The 16,795-nt window shown below is 61.6% G+C and carries 14 protein-coding genes and 1 pseudogene; 2 read left to right on the forward strand and 13 right to left on the reverse strand.

Translation table 11 applies throughout. The features are described from left to right. Positions 1–139: 139 nt before the first annotated feature. Positions 140–649: a hypothetical protein gene (locus IVB47_RS00090; RefSeq protein ID WP_247459197.1), complete on the forward strand. Its 510-nt coding sequence runs from the start codon at positions 140–142 to the stop codon at positions 647–649. Between the two features lie 484 nt (positions 650–1,133). Here the strand turns inward: IVB47_RS00090 and IVB47_RS00095 are convergent. From IVB47_RS00095 to fdhD, 13 genes and pseudogenes are all read right to left on the reverse strand, one after another. Next, positions 1,134–1,856: pseudogene (locus tag IVB47_RS00095) on the reverse strand (DUF4396 domain-containing protein). Between the two features lie 125 nt (positions 1,857–1,981). After that, positions 1,982–2,764, reverse strand: coding sequence for a Crp/Fnr family transcriptional regulator (locus tag IVB47_RS00100; protein ID WP_247459199.1), 783 nt, complete (start codon positions 2,762–2,764; stop codon positions 1,982–1,984). Between the two features lie 99 nt (positions 2,765–2,863). Then, positions 2,864–4,603, reverse strand: coding sequence for a glycoside hydrolase family 15 protein (locus IVB47_RS00105; RefSeq protein WP_247459201.1), 1,740 nt, complete (start codon positions 4,601–4,603; stop codon positions 2,864–2,866). A gap of 9 nt (positions 4,604–4,612) precedes the next feature. Continuing rightward, positions 4,613–5,674, reverse strand: a complete 1,062-nt coding sequence (locus IVB47_RS00110; protein ID WP_247400169.1) for an SDR family oxidoreductase — start codon at positions 5,672–5,674, stop codon at positions 4,613–4,615. A 32-nt stretch (positions 5,675–5,706) separates the two neighbouring features. After that, complete coding sequence (locus tag IVB47_RS00115) at positions 5,707–6,087, reverse strand: sensory rhodopsin transducer (RefSeq protein WP_247400171.1); 381 nt, start codon at positions 6,085–6,087, stop codon at positions 5,707–5,709. Between the two features lie 2 nt (positions 6,088–6,089). After that, on the reverse strand, positions 6,090–6,530 hold the full coding sequence (locus tag IVB47_RS00120) for a PPC domain-containing DNA-binding protein (RefSeq protein ID WP_247400173.1): 441 nt from the start codon (positions 6,528–6,530) through the stop codon (positions 6,090–6,092). A gap of 24 nt (positions 6,531–6,554) precedes the next feature. Next, positions 6,555–8,207 carry a GMC family oxidoreductase gene (locus tag IVB47_RS00125; protein ID WP_247400175.1) on the reverse strand — a complete coding sequence of 551 codons (1,653 nt, stop codon included), beginning with the start codon at positions 8,205–8,207 and terminating at the stop codon, positions 6,555–6,557. Next, complete coding sequence (locus tag IVB47_RS00130) at positions 8,197–8,865, reverse strand: gluconate 2-dehydrogenase subunit 3 family protein (RefSeq protein ID WP_247459203.1); 669 nt, start codon at positions 8,863–8,865, stop codon at positions 8,197–8,199. The genes IVB47_RS00125 and IVB47_RS00130 overlap by 11 nt, the downstream gene beginning before the upstream one ends. Next, a complete protein-coding gene (locus tag IVB47_RS00135) occupies positions 8,858–9,670 on the reverse strand; it encodes a hypothetical protein (RefSeq protein ID WP_247459205.1) in 813 nt (270 codons plus the stop codon). Before IVB47_RS00135 ends, IVB47_RS00130 begins: the two co-directional genes overlap by 8 nt. Positions 9,671–9,803: 133 nt before the next feature. After that, complete coding sequence (locus IVB47_RS00140) at positions 9,804–10,901, reverse strand: enolase C-terminal domain-like protein (protein WP_247400182.1); 1,098 nt, start codon at positions 10,899–10,901, stop codon at positions 9,804–9,806. Next, complete coding sequence (locus IVB47_RS00145; protein WP_247400184.1) at positions 10,898–12,673, reverse strand: thiamine pyrophosphate-requiring protein; 1,776 nt, start codon at positions 12,671–12,673, stop codon at positions 10,898–10,900. Before IVB47_RS00145 ends, IVB47_RS00140 begins: the two co-directional genes overlap by 4 nt. A gap of 180 nt (positions 12,674–12,853) precedes the next feature. Continuing rightward, positions 12,854–13,213, reverse strand: coding sequence for a hypothetical protein (locus IVB47_RS00150; RefSeq protein ID WP_247459207.1), 360 nt, complete (start codon positions 13,211–13,213; stop codon positions 12,854–12,856). A gap of 159 nt (positions 13,214–13,372) precedes the next feature. Next, positions 13,373–14,212 carry a formate dehydrogenase accessory sulfurtransferase FdhD gene (gene fdhD, locus IVB47_RS00155; protein WP_247459209.1) on the reverse strand — a complete coding sequence of 280 codons (840 nt, stop codon included), beginning with the start codon at positions 14,210–14,212 and terminating at the stop codon, positions 13,373–13,375. 261 nt (positions 14,213–14,473) lie between these two features. On the opposite strand from fdhD, the gene IVB47_RS00160 reads away from it, so the two are divergent. Further along, a complete protein-coding gene (locus IVB47_RS00160) occupies positions 14,474–16,771 on the forward strand; it encodes an FdhF/YdeP family oxidoreductase (RefSeq protein WP_247459529.1) in 2,298 nt (765 codons plus the stop codon). The last annotated feature ends 24 nt before the right edge of the window (positions 16,772–16,795 follow it).

Raw genomic sequence — 16,795 nt, forward strand, 5'->3', positions numbered from 1 at the left:
CTGTGTAGTTTGTACGGTGTCGTACACTCGCGACTCCGGCCGGGCACTCGGCGCGACAAAGTGTCCCGAACTCTTGACGCGAGAAACCAACATAGCAGGCTCAAGTTGAGACCGCATTCTGAAGCTAGAGGAGCCACAGATGCGGAGACTTACACTTGCCCTTTCTCTCACCGGCCTCATCGCGATTTCTCCCGTCGGCAGTACCCAAGCTGCACCTTTGACCGCGCTCTCGGCTGCCGCGAGCCCGACGCAGCACACGTCGGCGGCGCAGGATAATCTCACCCAGATTCGCTGGCGTGGCGGCTGGGGGATCGGCGCCGGCCTGCTGGCAGGAGCCTTGATCGGCTCCGCCATTGCGACCCCGTACTATGAGGAATATCCGCCATACTATGGTTACAGATACCCCTACGGCTACCGTGGGTACTATCCGGCTTACGCCTATACACCTTACTGGGGTGGCTATGGTTGGGGGCCGCGACCATACGCCTGGGGCCCGCGCCCCTTGCGCTATAGCTACGGCTGGTCCGCGCCGAGGCCATGGGGATATACGGTCCGGCGCGCGCACCCCTGGCGTCATAGCTACGGCTGGGCGCCGCGGCACTATCGGCACCACCATCACGGCGTGATCCGTGCGCACCATCGGTGGTGACGCTGCGCCTGTAGCAAAGTGCCCGGCCGCATTCAGTCAGTGGAGAAGCGCGCCGGGCGACGACGAACATTTCGTTGGAGAGGCTGCTGTCGACGTCGGGACAGAACCACCGATCGCAGAACAGGATGTCCGTCAGCCATTCGTAAGACTTCGAGAGGGCAATCACGGTGCAAGATTGGCTGTGTTGACGTCCTGCTTCCGAGTGACGTGCGTACCTACGGCTCGTTCCGCCGAGTATCAAAGCTCGTGCTTCCACAATGCGGGCATTTCGGAATCTTGTGTCCTTTTGTGACGTGAGTGGCCTGATGACATCGCTCACACCTGAAGTCTCCAGTCTCTTGCTGTCTCACCTGCATGCGCCGCCATGATACTTCTCCCTGTTGAGCGCGGGCGCCCCGTTTGGTCAAAGGGTCGCGAGCGGAAAGAGTTGCTAATTGTGTTCGGGGTCGTCAAAGCAACACCCTCAACCGATCGGAGCTTGCTCCTACATGCGTTCTTTGACGCCTGCCTCTACAAGCCACCAATTCACCGGATAGCTCGTGAAAAATCCCGCGATCATCGCAATCTGCATCATGAACCAAAACTCCGGCATCGACGGCTCGAGCCTCACCCCGAAGAGATTCCTGAAGATCGCGAACTGCGCGATCGCCATAAAGCCGTACATGCCGATCTGCCAAGCAGTTAGGGAGAGAGTGTCTGCCTTCACAGCCTGGACGATTCCTGCGCCGGGTGACAAGTCGCGCATCGGTTTGATCGTGAAGTACTGAAATGCGACGCCGAGCACGAACGCGAACAGGTAATCCACAACCCAGATCGCGAACATCTTCTCTGAAAAAACGCTTTTCCATCCGGCCCAGATCGCAATCACCGGAAATGCAAGCGCAAGGCTTTCAGCGATGATGTCCCCGAGAGTACATCCGGCTCCGCAGTGCATGGCACCTTTTGCCACCATGACAGGAAAAGGAGTGCCCTTCTAGCTATCGGAGTGCTCATTTATCTCAGTCGCATCACGCGCTGCAAGCCGCCCAAACTGGTAGTACATCCACAGGGTCAGTACGGTGCCGAACAGACCGTTGACTGGCCAGACGACGTTCATGATCCACATGCGCTGTGGATGGCGGATCAGGTCGATCGCGATTACGATCGCGCAGACAAGTCCGACAGCCAAACTAGCCAGCGCCATATCTCTAAGCCAAACTGGAATCATGGCTCCTCCGTTGCTCGGAGAAGGAAACGTTCTGAAGATCGCTTTCGTTCAACTCGCGCCTTGGAGTCGGCCAAGATCAAGAGCTTTATCGCGGGCGAGCTCTCTGCAGAACTCGTATTCGACGTTCAATCATCACCACGCAGACGGCGGCCGATCTGCCGATCATACTCGCGCTGTATCAATCCAGAGCACGAACAAGCCGAGTGCTCGAGCTGATCCCGGTCGTGCAGTGTTATCGCGGCCCGGCTGTTGCGGATGATGCCGGCCCGTTCGAAAACTTCGAGACACTCGCTGACGCTTGCTCGACGAATCCCGAGCAATTGAGCCAAGACGGCATGCGTGATCGGCAGCTCGCTGGAACCCATTGCGTTCGCCGCAACGAGAAGCCACCGAGCAAGTCGCTGCTTGACGGAATGGAGCGAATTGCAGGCTCCCGCCTGTGACGTCTGAAACAGGACAAGATTGATGTAAGAGAGGATCACGCCGCGGAGCACCCCAAGATCGTCGAGCGCGGCGAGAAAGGCCCGCGCCGGAATTCGCAGTGCCGTTCCGCCCACCTGAACGACCCGCCGGTGCGGCGGCATCGGATCCTCTGGCGCCAATACGCAAGGCGCCCCGATCATTCCCTCCGAGCCGACCAGCCAAGCCTCCACGAAGTGCCCAGCCTCGACCTTGGCTGAGACGGATACTAGGCCGCTGCCAAGAAAGTAGACGTACTCCATCGGCAAGCGCCAATGGTGGAGGACCTGACGCGGCTTGAGCTCGACATCCGTCCCCATCGACTGAAGCACTGCCAGTTCCGTCTCTGGAATGCAGCGCAACAGCTTGTTACGTGAACCCAGGGGCCGAACGGTGTCTTTAAGCACAATCGACGCCAAATCCGGGCCTGTCGCCTGACCATCCCGCATTGCACTGCTCCCCTAGTCCGGAGACTGATTAGAAAGCGTCCGCCAGTCTTGAGAGAGTACGCGCTCCGGTCGGCAGCGGTTCCCTTTTCGTGCGTGCTACTATTTTCCCTGTGCCTCGCCCCTGTTTAAGGCGCTTCCCTCGAAGCGAAGGGCGGCGCGTACCAAAGCCAAATGGCTCAATCCTTGGGGGAAGTTGCCAGCAAGGCGTCGATCACGAACGTTGAACTCCTCAGCTAGAAGCCCCAGTTCATTTCGCGCATGCAACAGGTGCTCGAAGGTTCTCTCCGCTTCAGCCCGCCTCCCCTGCATAAGCTGGCATTCCGCGAGCCACCCGCTGCACGCCAGGAAAGCTCCTTGACGGATCGCCCCTGATGACCTGCGGTGAACGTAGCCTTCGTGCACGAGGTCGCGCTCGATCGCTTTGATGGTGTTGCGGATGCGTTCGTCGGCTACGGGCAAAAAGCCCAGGAGAGGAAGGTTCAGAAGGCTGGCGTCAACCCCATCAGCTCCATAGTACTCCACGAACGTTTCACGCCTGCTGTCGAAAGCTTTTTCGCATATTTCGCGATGCATCCGGTCGCGCAACGCGGCCATCTGCTGGAGAAACGGGCGATCGGCTGCCCGATGCAGATCTGTGCAACTGACGAAGTGACGCGAATCCCCCCTCAGCTCCCATAAACCGTGGTCAGGTTGCTCCCATACGCGCTCAACGTGATCGACGACAGCTGTGATCAGCTCGCTTTCCCGTTCCGTAGGCGCAATCCCGGCCTTGGCTGCGCCAGCTATGGAGTTCAGAAGTTCGCCATACACGTCAAGCTGACGCTGGGAAGCGGCCGCATTTCCGATCCGCACGGGTCCAACGCCCGCATATCCGGGCAACCAGGACGCGGTCCATTCCTCCAACCGGCGCGAGCCGTCGACCCGGTACATGATCCTGATCTTCTCCGGTTCGGCGCCGGCGGCCCTGAGAAGCCAGTCCCGGAACGCCTTGGCTTCATCACGATAGCCAGCCCCCAGCAGAGCGCTGAGTGTAAAGGTCGCATCGCGCAGCCAGCAATAACGGTAGTCCCAATTCAGGTGCGAACCCTGCGCTTCCGGAAGCGAGGTGGTGGGAGCGGCGATGATGGCGCCTGAAGCTCGAAAGATCATAGCCTTGAGCGTCAAGAGCGAGCGCCTGACAGCCTCAGGCCACCGCGTCTCGATGTCGAACTTCGCAATCCAACCGCGCCAATAGTCTTCTGTCGCATGCAGCGCGGCGCCCGGCGCCAGCGGCGGGGGCGGCAGCGCTGTGGCGCTGCCATAGCGAAGGCAAAAGGCGACCTGCTCGCCTTCTCGCACTTCCACTTCGCCAAGGATGCACGATCCCTGGCGAGAAAGCTTCGCGGGAGAATGCAGCACCACGAGATCCGGTCCCACGAACGCAACCGCCCGATCGTCGCCGACTTCCAGCGCGGGTCTCAAGGACCCATAGTCGAAGCGCAGATCCAGCTCGCTCCGCAGCTCGACTGTTCCAGCGAGGCCCAGCACGATCCGAATCACAGCGCATGCGCCGTCATGAATGGGCATGAAGTCGATCAGCCGGACGCGGCCCGTCGGCACCTCGAAATCGGTCTCCAGAATGAGCGTATCGGCGCGATAGCGGCGGCTGCAGGAAGTGCTGCCACCGGCCGGTGCGAGCTTCCAATAGCCGTGTGACCTCGTGCCGAGCAAAGCCGCAAAACATGCATCCGAATCGAAGCGCGGCCAGCACAGCCAATCAATTGAACCGTTGCGGTGAACCAGGGCGGCTGTCTGGCCGTCCGCGATCATCCCATAATCTTCGATGAGCTTTTCCGCCACCGCCCGTGCTCACCTGGATCGCTGGTTCCGTGCACGGTGTCGTTCGATCCCAGTGTGTCTGCGTTCAGAAGCGCTCGCTTGGGCGGCCAGCGCGACCGCGACGATCCCGATCAATGCCGCAACAGGCCCAAGCCGCAGCAGGCTCGCAGGCGCGACGAAGGCCTGATCGACCGCTTCCGAACCGAAGCTGCCTCGGGTGCGATGCAGGCCGTGCAGTGGCTTGACAAGATTGTCCGGGCGGATGGCATCGATGGCGTGCTCGGTCTGTTGGCCGGCGATACAGGTTCGGGCGAGATAGCGATCCAGCAAAGCCGGCGCGAGCATATTCCCGAAAATGACCTTGAGCGTGCTGAGACCGATCCAGTACTCCCTGGCAGGCTTTTGCACGGCCTTGTAGACCGCATTCGCGATCACCTCGGGCTCCACGACGGGGGCGACCGGCCGGGGCGAATGGGGCATATGCGCTCGTGCCCAATCGAATTGCGGCGTGTTCACCGCCGGCAGCTGAAGCATGGACAGATTGATCCTGCTCCGCTCGTGAATGAGCTCGCTTCGTAGCGAATCCGTGAAGCCGCGAATGGCGTGCTTGGCGCCGCAATAGGCCGACTGCAGCGGGATCCCGCGATAGGCCAAGGCCGATCCGATCTGGATGATGGTTCCCCGGTTGACCGGCCGCATGTGACGGAGAGCAGCCATCGTTCCATGCACGAACCCGAGATAGGTCACCTCGGTGACGCGACGGAACTCGTCCGGCGTCACGCGCCAAACCGGCGAGAACACCGTCACCATCGCATCATTGACCCACACGTCGATCCGTCCGAACGCCCCGGCGATGCGGTCAGCAGCGGCGAACATCGCGGCGGCATCTGCCACGTCGAGCGGCATGGCGATGGCTCGTCCACCCAGATCCTCGACCTCTCGCCTCACCTCCTCGAGCGCTTCGGCGTCGCGCGCGATGAGACCGATCGAGCAGCCCGCGCGCGCGAAACGGTGAGCCGTCGCCCGTCCGACGCCGGCGGATGCCCCGGTGATCACGGCAACAAGAGGCGAGGGTGCAGGCTTCTCGGGCACGTTCCTACTCCGTGGACTCGGTGTTATGCTTTTCATGGCTGCGCAGCCGGGTAGGCGATGGTCGACAGCAGCGCCATCGCCGGCTGCCGTGAGTCGAGCCTGGTGTGCTGGACGACAACCGGAGCGCTTGCTTCGATCAAAGACGCGTAGCTGGTGTCGCGCGGAACCGGTGCAGGGTCGCTCAAATCGTTGAAGCGCAGGTGAAGGGTGCGGCGAGCCGGCACTTTCAGGCGATATGGACCGACCGGCTCCCTGTTCTCGAAAAACAGCGTGATCTCGACCTGCACCTCGCGATCCCCGGCGTTCAGGAAGCAGGCCGCCTCGTGAGAGACAAGGTCGTGAGCATCGCTAACGCTGTCGCTTGGGATGTAACCTTCGGGGATCGCCCATACCGTCGAACCGAGACTTGTCATCGTCATTGCTCCAGTTTGATCAGCGCCAGCCCGGTGTCGGGATCGTGCATCTTGTGGAGATGCGCCGGGCTTTCGGTGACGATCATTTCAAGCGTCGGGCGCACCACTCCCGAGCCCAAGTGCCCTGCGAGCGCTGTGCCATCGCGCCGGCCAACGACCAGATGAATGTGAACGGAAGGATCGCCTGAAGGCGCAAGCGCGACATCCCCGACGAGTGATGCAACCTCGACCTGTTCATCGACCCGGTTTTCCAGGTAGGCCTTCTTCTCCCAATCGAAATATTTCAGCGTGAGACTGCTGAATGCCCCAATACCGGTGATTTGAGCTGCAGCAAGCTGCTGCGCTGCTGCGAAGGAACGGATGCTCGCCATCGCCTCATCACCGGTGTCCAGGACAACAGCAAAGGTTCGCTGAGCATCGTCGTTGAGAAGCTTGTGCTGCATCGAGTCCTCTCCCATGCCTGGTGGCTAAAACCTGATCTCTCCCAGCCGCGCCAGCGAGCGGATCCGGTCGGCCGTGCGGCATGCGATCGCCTGAATCGTGAGCGACGGATTCGCGCCGCCAACGGTCGGGAATACCGAGCCGTCACATATCCATAGGTTGGGAATGTCCCAGCTGCGGCAATCCGCGTTGACCACGCTGTTGTCCGGGCGACTGCCCATTCGCGCTGTTCCGTTAAGGTGACAGGTATCGTCGTGCTGGACCCAGATGTCCTTGGCGCCGGCGGCGGTCAGGGCCCGGCTCATGAAGCCGATCGAATGATCGATGAGGCGCTTGTCGTTGTCGCCCCAGGAGTACGTGACGCGGGGAATTCTGATCCCGTATTGGTCTACCTCGTCGGCGAGCGTGACCCGATTTTTCTCCTGAGGCAGCATTTCACCGACGATCTTCAGGCCAACCACGTGGTTGTAGCGCTTCATTTCTTCGACCAGCCGGGCTCCCCACAGTCCATGCGCGCTGGCCTGCGTGTTGGCCCAGAGTTGCGGCAGAGGGCCTTGACTCATGTAGGAGTAGCCGCCGAAGAAGTCCTTGCCTTCGTCCTTATAATTCCAGTGCTCGGTGATCGCGAGAGATGGAGGTCCCTTGTATGAGCGAACCTCCTCGTCCATGACGCCCCAAACCGCCTGGTTCGCCTGAGCCATCAGATTCTTGCCCAGGAGGCCGGAACTGTTGGCCAGTCCCTCCGGAAACTTATCGGTTGCAGAATTCAGCAACAGCCGGGGCGTCTCGATCGCATAACCGGCCACCACCACATTGCGAGCCTTCTGGAAGTGCCACTTATCCTCACGGTGATAGTGCACCCCGATCGCGAGCCCGTTGTCGTCGGTCTCGATCCGTCCGACCATCGCCAGGTCCCTGATTTCGGCACCTGCCGAGAGGGCGCGGGGAATCCAGGTCACGAGCGCGCTCTGCTTCGCGTTGGTCGAACAGCCCGCGACACAGAAGCCGCGATAGACGCAGGGATGCGCCAGCCCGCGCGGAGCAGAAAGGGTGGCGAGCGGCGTTTCCGTCCACGCGATGCCCATCGCCTCGCAGCCGCGGGCCAGCGCGCGGGCTGCAGCATTGAGCGGATGGGCGCGGTAGGGGTAGCGCGGGCGCGGAGGTCCCCACGGATAGTTGATCGGTCCGGATATTTTGAGGGCCTGCTCGACCTCCGTGTAGTAAGCCCACATCTCGCGCCAATCGATCGGCCAATCCGCACCGTAGCCGAGCTTGGTTCGAGCTTTGAACCATTCCGGGCGGAAGCGGAGCGACACCATGGCAAAATGCACCGTCGAGCCGCCAACGGCCTTGCCGCTGTTGTTGCTCCCGAGTCGCAGCGGGTTGTCCCCGTCGACGATGCGATCGTCGGTCCAATAGAGCTTGGTTTGCTCGGATTCGTCGGAGGCGAAGTCCTCCAGAGGACGGAAGTAAGGGCCGGCGTCGAGTGCGACGACCGAGAAGCCGTGTTCGGCCAGCTTGCAGGCCAGCGTTCCTCCACCCGCGCCCGTCCCGACGATGACGAAATCCACCGCTTCGTTGTCGGCGTATTCCCTCATGCTGACCCAGCGGCCCGGCCGGAAAACGTCGGGCGCGCGACCGTTGCGGGCACGGGGACTGTGCCGGGGATCATCGGACATGGCGGTTGATCCTCAAAGCGGTAACCTCATCTCCGGGCTTGGCTTCGGCGGCCTCCCAGGGGTCGCGATCGTCGAAATCGAGACGCACATAACCGCGCGGACTGGCCGGTCCGCCCCAGCCGATCTCATTCCAGGCGGCCGGGTGCGAGTAATATGCCAGAACCAGATCGCGGAGCAGGCGGTGCTTGAAGAACGCGCCGGACGGCATGCCGACCCATTCGCGCGCGTGCAATTCACCGGCCTCGCAGCGTTGCAGCAACGCGTCTTGATCAGGCCCGGCGATCTCGGCGAACCGCAAACCATAGAAACTTCGCGCCTCCGCATTGAAGGCATTGAGCCCAACTCGCCACGCCTCACCATCTCGCCGCATACCGGCTGGGCGATAGCCGTCGAGGACGCCATCTTGCAGCTTTCTATCAAGGAGTGCCGCAACCGGAATACGCGAAGGCCAGCGGGCCTGCGGAACTATTCGGTTCGCCATCGCCGTGACGGATTCGAATTCTTCCGCCGTGAAAAAACGCGGCTCGTTCGCGACCGCAAGCCGATGCGAGATGACGTCCCGCGTCTTGTCATTCCAGGACGGACTGTTCCACTTCGCAAGGACGTCATAGCCGGGGTAAACATTCCCTGGGCCGCGCTGAGAGGTCCTGTCAGCCATCGGACGACTCTTTCATGAGCTCGAGCGCGGCAAGCCCGGCCAGCGCAAGTCCTGCGAAGCTTGGTGGGGCGGGCAGCGGCGGACCATTGAGAATGTTCTGGCTCCAGTTGCGCCAGCCACCCATGTTTCGTGAGATCCCATAGGCGTGCAAGCCGACACCAGCGAATCCCATTACGACGAGCAGCCGCATCCACCACCTGGTGGCGCGGTGCCCGCTCTTTCCGCTCCCGGCGGCGGTGGCGCCGAGCAACCCGGCGCCGATTGGAGGAAGGGTGACCGGAATGGCCATGAGCGGGTTGTGAAAGGCACCGCGAAAGTGCAGCAGACCCGCCTCCCCGCTCGTGCCCAGCAGGCCGAGCGCTGCAACCGTCGCAACGGTCTTGCCGGCCGGAAGGCTGAGCACGCGAGGACGGCGCCGCGGCCCATTGGCGCGCAGCCGCTCCGAGCAGAAGCCCAGCAGGCCTGACAGCAGAATAGCCATGGGGGCCCCGAGTGGGGCGCCATAGAAGAGGTTTTGCCAGCTGAACCCGCCCACCTTCTTGGTGACGTTGTAGATGTGAAAGCCCGTGCCAAGCAGGCCTGTTCCAGCTGCCAGTAGGTAGGAGGTGTCGCGCGCGTTGTGAGCGACGGGGCGCTTGTCGGCCGTGCCATGCAGGCTCATTGCCAAAGTCAGGCCCGCGACGACGATCGGCGTCAGCATGGCTTTGTTCTTGAAAGAGCCGCGGTAGTGCTCCACGGCACTGTCGGCAAGGACCGATGCGGCGAGCGTGCCCGCTGCCCGATTGAGCCGTCGCGCCGCCAACACGTTGTCGGACTCGCGGCGGTCAGGACGTGACAGCGAACGGCCCCCAGGCAATGAACCCCCCTGTGTCAGCGTGCTCCTCTCCTCCGCCACTCTGTTTGGGGTGAGGCCGTGGGCTCTTTGTATTCTCGCGTGCTCAGACCGCATAACGTGCAGCATCCGCTTCCTTGAAGATCAAACCATTGCCCGGCCGGGTCAGGTCGGGCTCGATCGCGCCATTGCGCGCCAGCGGAGCACCATCGAACAACAGGTGCTCGATGCGAACATGGTCGTGAAACCATTCGAGGTGGCGAAGCCGGGGCACCGCGCAAGCTGCATGCAAATGCAATGCAGGCGCGCAGTGGCCAGAGAGGTCGACGTGGTACGCGTCGCAAATCGCGGCGGCCTGCAGAAACCCGGTGACGCCGCCGCAACGTGTGAGGTCCGCCTGCTGCACGTCGACCGCGGACGCTTCCAGCATCCTCCGCACATAGTCGGTCGTATAAGCATATTCTCCGGCAGCCACGTCCATACCTGCGGGCGCGCGCTCGCGGATGGCCCTGAGCCCTCGCAGATCATCCGACGATACCGGCTCCTCGAACCATGTCACGCCCTGCCTTGTGAAAACGCCGGCAAGCTGCAGCGCTTGCTTCACGCCGTAGGCACCGTTTGCATCAACGAAAAGCTCCGCCCGCTCGCCGATCGCGCGCCTCGCGACGTCGACGCGGTGAGGATCGAGCTCCGGCTCCGAGCCAACTTTCATTTTGACATATCTACAGCCTTGCTCCGCGACCCAGCCGGACAGCTGGCGAGTGAGCCCGTCATCGGAATAGGAGGTGAACCCGCCGCTCCCATAGATCGGGACGGCCGGGCGGGAGCTTCCCAGCAATTGAACCAGCGGCACTTGCATAAGGCGCGCCTTCAGATCGTAGAGCGCCGCATCGACGGCCGAAATAGCTGTTGCCGCAAGACCTTCGCGGCCCAGATTACGCACCGACCGCTGCATGGCCAGCCACGCCGCCTGGGGTGCAAAGGCATCCTTGCCCTGGACCGTGCCAGCGAGCTTGCCCGCGACCAGCCCGACCGCACTTCGATCGGTGTAAGTGTAGCCGATCCCGGATTTGCCGCCGCCGACGGCTTCCACAAGCACGAGAGTGGTGGAGCTCCAGCTGATCGTGCCGTCCGCCTCAAGCCGATCGGTCGGGACCTCGAACGCCCGCGCCTGCAACGTTTCGATCGGCACCTCTGGCATCATCCCTTCCCCGGCATCACGCTCGTCAGCAGCTCCTTGGCGCTGTTCTTCAGGACGCTTCCAAGCTCGGGCTCGGAAGGAATCATGCTGACGAAGTTCTTGGCATCCTTCAGGGTGATGTGCGGAGGAAGCGGCGGCACGTTCGGGTCGGTATATGCTTCGAGGACCACAGGACAATCCGCGGACAGCGCCTCATCCCAAGCAGCACCCACGCGGTCCGGATTATCGACAAAGATGCCCTTCAGGCCAATAAGCTCCGCATATCGGTGGTAGGGGAAATCCGGAATGCTCTGCGTTGATAGCGTCTTGCCCGAGCCGAGCTGAATCCGCTCCTCCCATGTGACCTGATTGAGATCGCGGTTGTTGAGAACCAGTACGATCAGCCGCGGGTTCGACCAGTTCTTCCAGTATTTTGAGATCGTGATCAACACGTTGAGGCCGTTCATCTGCATGGCGCCATCGCCCATGCACGCGACCACGGTGCGGTCAGGGTAAGCCATCTTTGCCGCAACAGCGTAAGGTGTTCCCGCGCCCAATGAAGCCAGACCACCGGACAGCGAGGCTTTCATACCGCGCCGCATCTTCAGATCGCGCGCGTACCAGTTGGCGACAGAGCCGGAATCCGCGGTGATGATCGCATTCTCCGGCAAACGCGGCGACAGCTCCCAAAATACGCGCTGTGGATTGAGAGGCTCTGCTGAATCCATTGCCCGCCGTTCGAGGGTCTGCCACCATTCCCGCACCCCCTCTTCGATCTCTTGCCGCCATGCTGAATCCTGCTTCTGCTGCAGAAGGGGCAGCAGCGCCTGCAAGGTCGCCGAGCTGTCCCCGACGATATTGACCTCCATGGGATAGCGAAGACTCAAACGTGCGCCGTCGATGTCGATCTGAACGCCCCGCGCCGAGCCTGGTTTCGGCAGGAACTCGCTGTACGGGAACGACGACCCCACCATCAGAAAGGTGTCGCAGTTCTTCATGAGGTCCCAGCTCGGCTTGGTACCAAGCAAGCCGATCGAACCCGTGACAAAGGGCAGCTCGTCAGGAAGTGCGGCTTTGCCGAGCAGGGCCTTGGCGACTCCGGCCTGAAGGCGCTCTGCGACTGCGATCACGTGGTCGGTCGCGGTCAGAGCACCCGCTCCGACCAGCATCGCGACTTTGCTGCCCTTGTTCAGCACCTCGGCCGCCGCGCGTAGCGAAGCTTCATCGGGACGTTTCGCGGGATCGGCGTAACCGGTCCCGGTATGTGTTGCCCCATGCGCCAGCGGCGGATCCCGGTAGTCCAGTTCCTGCACGTCCTTAGGAAGGATCACGCAAGTGACGGCGCGCTTGTTGTGGGCAATGCGCACGGCGCGATCAATCAGGTGGCGCACCTGCTCGGGTACGCTTGCCTGTCCGACGTATTCTGCCACGTCCTGAAACAGGACCTGCAGATCGACTTCCTGCTGGTAGCTCGCCCCGATCGCGCTCCTCGCCTGCTGGCCGACGAGAGCGACCACAGGTACATGATCCATCTTGGCGTCGTACAGACCATTGAGGAGATGGATCGCGCCGGGCCCCGAGGTCGCGTAACAAAGCCCGACCTGCCCTGTAAACTTGGCATGGGCGGAAGCCATGAAGGCGGCCATCTCCTCATGCCGGACCTGCACGTATTCCATCTTGTCTTTCGCGCCTTCCAGAGCGACGTCCAATCCTCCGACCCCGTCCCCAGGATAGCCAAACACCCTGCTCAAGCCCCACTCGGAGAGCCGGTGCCAAACAAATTCGCTGACGTTCATTGGATTACTCGCTTTCGCGCAGCCGACGTAGCTCAAACGCTTCTGCTATTGGCCGGTTCTCGCGGATCTCTGTACGCTCGCGTACGTCTCCGAGCCTTCATTGGCTCACCATCCCGCGCCAGCAAGCGAAAAACGCCGGCCCGCTATGGACCAGTAGCGATGTTCGTCTAAGATGGAGGACTACTTCGGCGCCGCGTTGTTGTTCGAAGAGCTGGCCCCGGTCGTGCCCTGAGAGTTGGTTGTGGAGCCGGTCGTGGCCGTGTTCATGGCTTCGAACACGGACAGGCCATGTGGACCGATCGTCATCACCATCGGATTGCCGTCCTTCGTCTTGGCCTGGACGACGAAGGATTCGGCAACGATCTTGATGTCGGTGAAACCTGCCTTCTTCAGATCATCCTGGATTTTCTGCACCACCGTGTTCTGGCCCGAGTTGGGGGCAGATTGAGAGGATGTCGCCGAATTAGTGCCACCTTGCGCGAATGCAGGACTGGAAGCCGCCGCGGTAAGCAAGACGGCCGCCAAAAGCGTGTTCTTCATTGCTGTCTCCTTTAGTTTTGATGAACACAGCTACAGCGCTGGCCAGCCCCAGACGTTCCGACTGGAGCCCTTTCGGTCACCCGAAGTCGGTACGAGAGCGAACAAACCCCCGGACTAGGATTCCCCAAGGCTCTCCGATGAATTCGGCAGGAAAGTAATTCAGGCGCGGACGGGCACGGCTTTTGAAACCAAGTCTCCCTCTCCGAACCCCAGTCGGCTGGCGTGGCTGAATATCTCGTAGCCATCGTCACGCGCGATCGCGACGAGCGTGACGCCGGCCCTCTCAGCGGTCTCGATCGCCAGCGAAGTCGGCGCCGATACGGCGACGAGGAGCGGCGCGCCCATTCTTGCTGTCTTTTGCACCAGTTCGACGGAGACTCGACTGGTGATGAGTACAGCTCCCGGTGACGTCTCCAGGCCGGCCCTGGCGACCGCTCCCGCGAGTTTGTCCAAGGCGTTATGGCGGCCGACATCTTCCTTTATCGATCGAATAGCATTGCCGTCCCAAAACGCCGCAGCGTGCATGGCCCCTGTCGCCTGGTTGTGATGCTGGAGCGGGCGCAGGGCGCGCATCGCTGACAGGATGTCGAAGGGGCGAAATCCACCCCGGCTGACGATGCGCGGCGGCGGCGGGCAAGCTTGCTCCAGGCTTTCAATTCCGCACAGGCCGCAGCCGACCGGCCCGACCATCGCTCTTCGCCTGGTGGCAAGGCGATCACAATGGGAGTCGTCAAGCCAGATCCGCAACTCGCAACCGAGCTCGAGCTCGACGACGTCAACGCTGATGATGTCGTTGCAACGTTCGACAATGCCCTCGTTTAAGCTGAAGCCGATACCGAAATCCAGGAGGTCGGCGGGCGAGGCCATCATCACCGCATAAGTCGAGCCGTTGTAAGTGAGCGCGATCGGCCGCTCCTCTGCCACCCTGCGCCAGGACGGGATTGGTCGGCTGCCTCGCCAAACCAGCTCCGGCTTGTCCAGTGTGCAGCGATCATCCACGTCCCGCTCCCGATCTGCGTCTGGCAACCTCTTCCGGCGAGCCCGGTTCCAGCTCGAGATTTCTTTGTACGGCAGCGCGCAAACTATCGTCGGCCCGGAGAGACAGAGGCTCAGTTCCGTCCATGGTGTTGAGCACACTGCAAATTTCGCTCGAGCGCAGCTGTGCTTCCTCTGATGTCAAAAACGCGGACCGAGGAACCCGCCTCACCAACATACGTTGCCGAGGCACAGGCCAGCCGGTTCCCGAAGAGAAGCAAGATCATGACGCGAGCACGCGAAACTGGTGACGAGAACACCGAGAAGACGGTGGAATACGACGGTCCAGCTGGCGGATGGGGGTCGCTCAAGGGAATAGCCCGAATCTTCGGCAAGGAGTGGGACTCGCCGGGAGCGTTGAATACGCTCCGTCGCCAAAACAAGCCTAAAGGCTTTATGTGCGTTTCCTGCTCGTGGGCCAAGCCGGCCGACTATCACGCCTTCGAGTTCTGCGAGAATGGCGCCAAGGCTACTCTTTGGGAGCTCACCACGCGTCGGTGCAAGCCCGATTTCTTCGCCAAGCATACACTGACTGAGCTGCGCTCATGGACCGACTACGATCTCGAACAACAGGGCCGCCTGACCGAACCACTGCGCTATGACGGTGCTACTGACTGTTATGTGCCATGCAGCTGGGACGAAGCATTTCAAGCCATCGGCGCGCAGCTGAAGGCACTCGATCCGAAATCCGTAATTTTCTATTCGTCCGGGCGGGCGAGCCTCGAGACATCGTACCTGTACGCGCTGTTCGCGCGGGTCTACGGCAACAACAATCTGCCTGACAGTTCCAACATGTGTCACGAGACGACGTCCGTCGCGCTCAAGAAGCTGATCGGCGCGGGCGTAGGCACTGTGGTCTTCGACGATCTCAGCAACTGTGACGCGATGTTCTTCTTTGGTCAGAATACCGGGTCGAACAGTCCGCGGTTTTTGCATCCGTTGCAGGACGCAGCCAGGCGCGGCGTCCAGATCATCACCTTCAATCCGGTCCGCGAGAAAGGCCTCGAAACTTTCGTCAATCCACAGAATCCGACGGAGATGCTGACCGGCAAGGCGACTCAGATCAGCAGTCAGTATCACCAGGTGAAGGCCGGCGGCGACATTGCCGTCATCATGGGAATTTGCAAGCACGTCTTCGCCGCGGACGACGCAGCCAAACAGCAGGGCAAGAGAGTTCTCGACGCCCCCTTCATCGAACAGCACACCCACGGCTTCGAAGCGTTCGAGGCCAAGGTCCGGGCAACGGACTGGAGCGAGATCGAGACCGCATCCGGTCTTAGCCGGTCGGCCATCGAAGGCGCAGCTCAGGTCTATGTCGAGGCTGATCGCGTGATCGGGATCTACGGCATGGGCCTGACCCAGCACGTGCACGGTTTCGAGAACGTGGCGATGCTGGTGAACATGCTGCTCCTGAAGGGCAACATCGGACGAGATGGCACCGGCATCTCGCCCGTGCGTGGACACTCGAACGTCCAGGGCCAGCGTACCGTCGGCATCTCCGAGAAGCCTGAATTGGTCCCTCTCGACAAATACGCCAAGCAATTCGGATTCGAGCCGCCACGCGACAAGGGCATGAACACCGTTGAGACCTGCGAAGGCGTCCTCGCCGGCAAGGTCAAGGCGTTCATCGGGCTCGGCGGTAATTTCGTCCGTGCCATTCCCGAGCGATCGAAGATGGAACAAGCTTGGCGCGGACTGGAGCTGACGGTCCAGATTGCCACCAAGCTCAACCGCAGCCACCTCGTGCAGGGCAAGGCCGCCTATCTTTTGCCGTGCCTCGGCCGCACCGAAGAAGACATCCAGGCAAGCGGGCAGCAAGCCGTCAGCATGGAGGATACTTTCAGCTGCATCCAGGGCTCGATCGGGTTGCGCAAGCCTGCGAGCGAGCACCTGAAATCGGAAGTGGCCATCGTCGCAGGTCTCGCCACGGCGACCTTGCCCACGAACCCGAAGCTGAAATGGGACGAATGGGTCGGCAACTACGATCTCATTCGCAACGAGATCGCGGAGACCTACCCGGACCAATTCCACGCTTTCAATGAACGGATGTTCACGCCCGGCGGGTTTTATCGCGGCAACTCCGCGCGCGAGCGGATCTGGAAGACGGAAACCGGCAAGGCGGAATTTACTGCTCCGGAGACTCTCAGCTCCACCGGCTTCGCGGACGCCCCCGGCCGATTCCGGCTGCTCACGATGCGCAGCAATGACCAGTTCAATACCACGATCTACGGGTACAGCGATCGCCTGCGGGGGATCGAGGGCACACGGGATGTGCTGCTGATGAACCCCGAAGAGATTGCACGTGCCGGACTCCAGGATGGGCAGATGGTCTATCTCGTCAGCGACGCAGAAGACGGCATCGAGCGTGAGGTTGGGCCGCTTAAAGTGACGCCGTTCAAGCTGCCGGACGGATGCCTTGGAGCCTACTATCCGGAAATGAATCCCCTGATCCCGCTGTCGCACCACGACATCCATTCGAAGACGCCGGCCGCAAAGTCGGTACCGGTCCGAATCCGCGCGTGAGCAAGGCGTGCGGCAGGGGGTCGA

The organism is Bradyrhizobium sp. 62 (genome assembly GCF_023073035.1).
GTDB lineage: Bacteria > Pseudomonadota > Alphaproteobacteria > Rhizobiales > Xanthobacteraceae > Bradyrhizobium.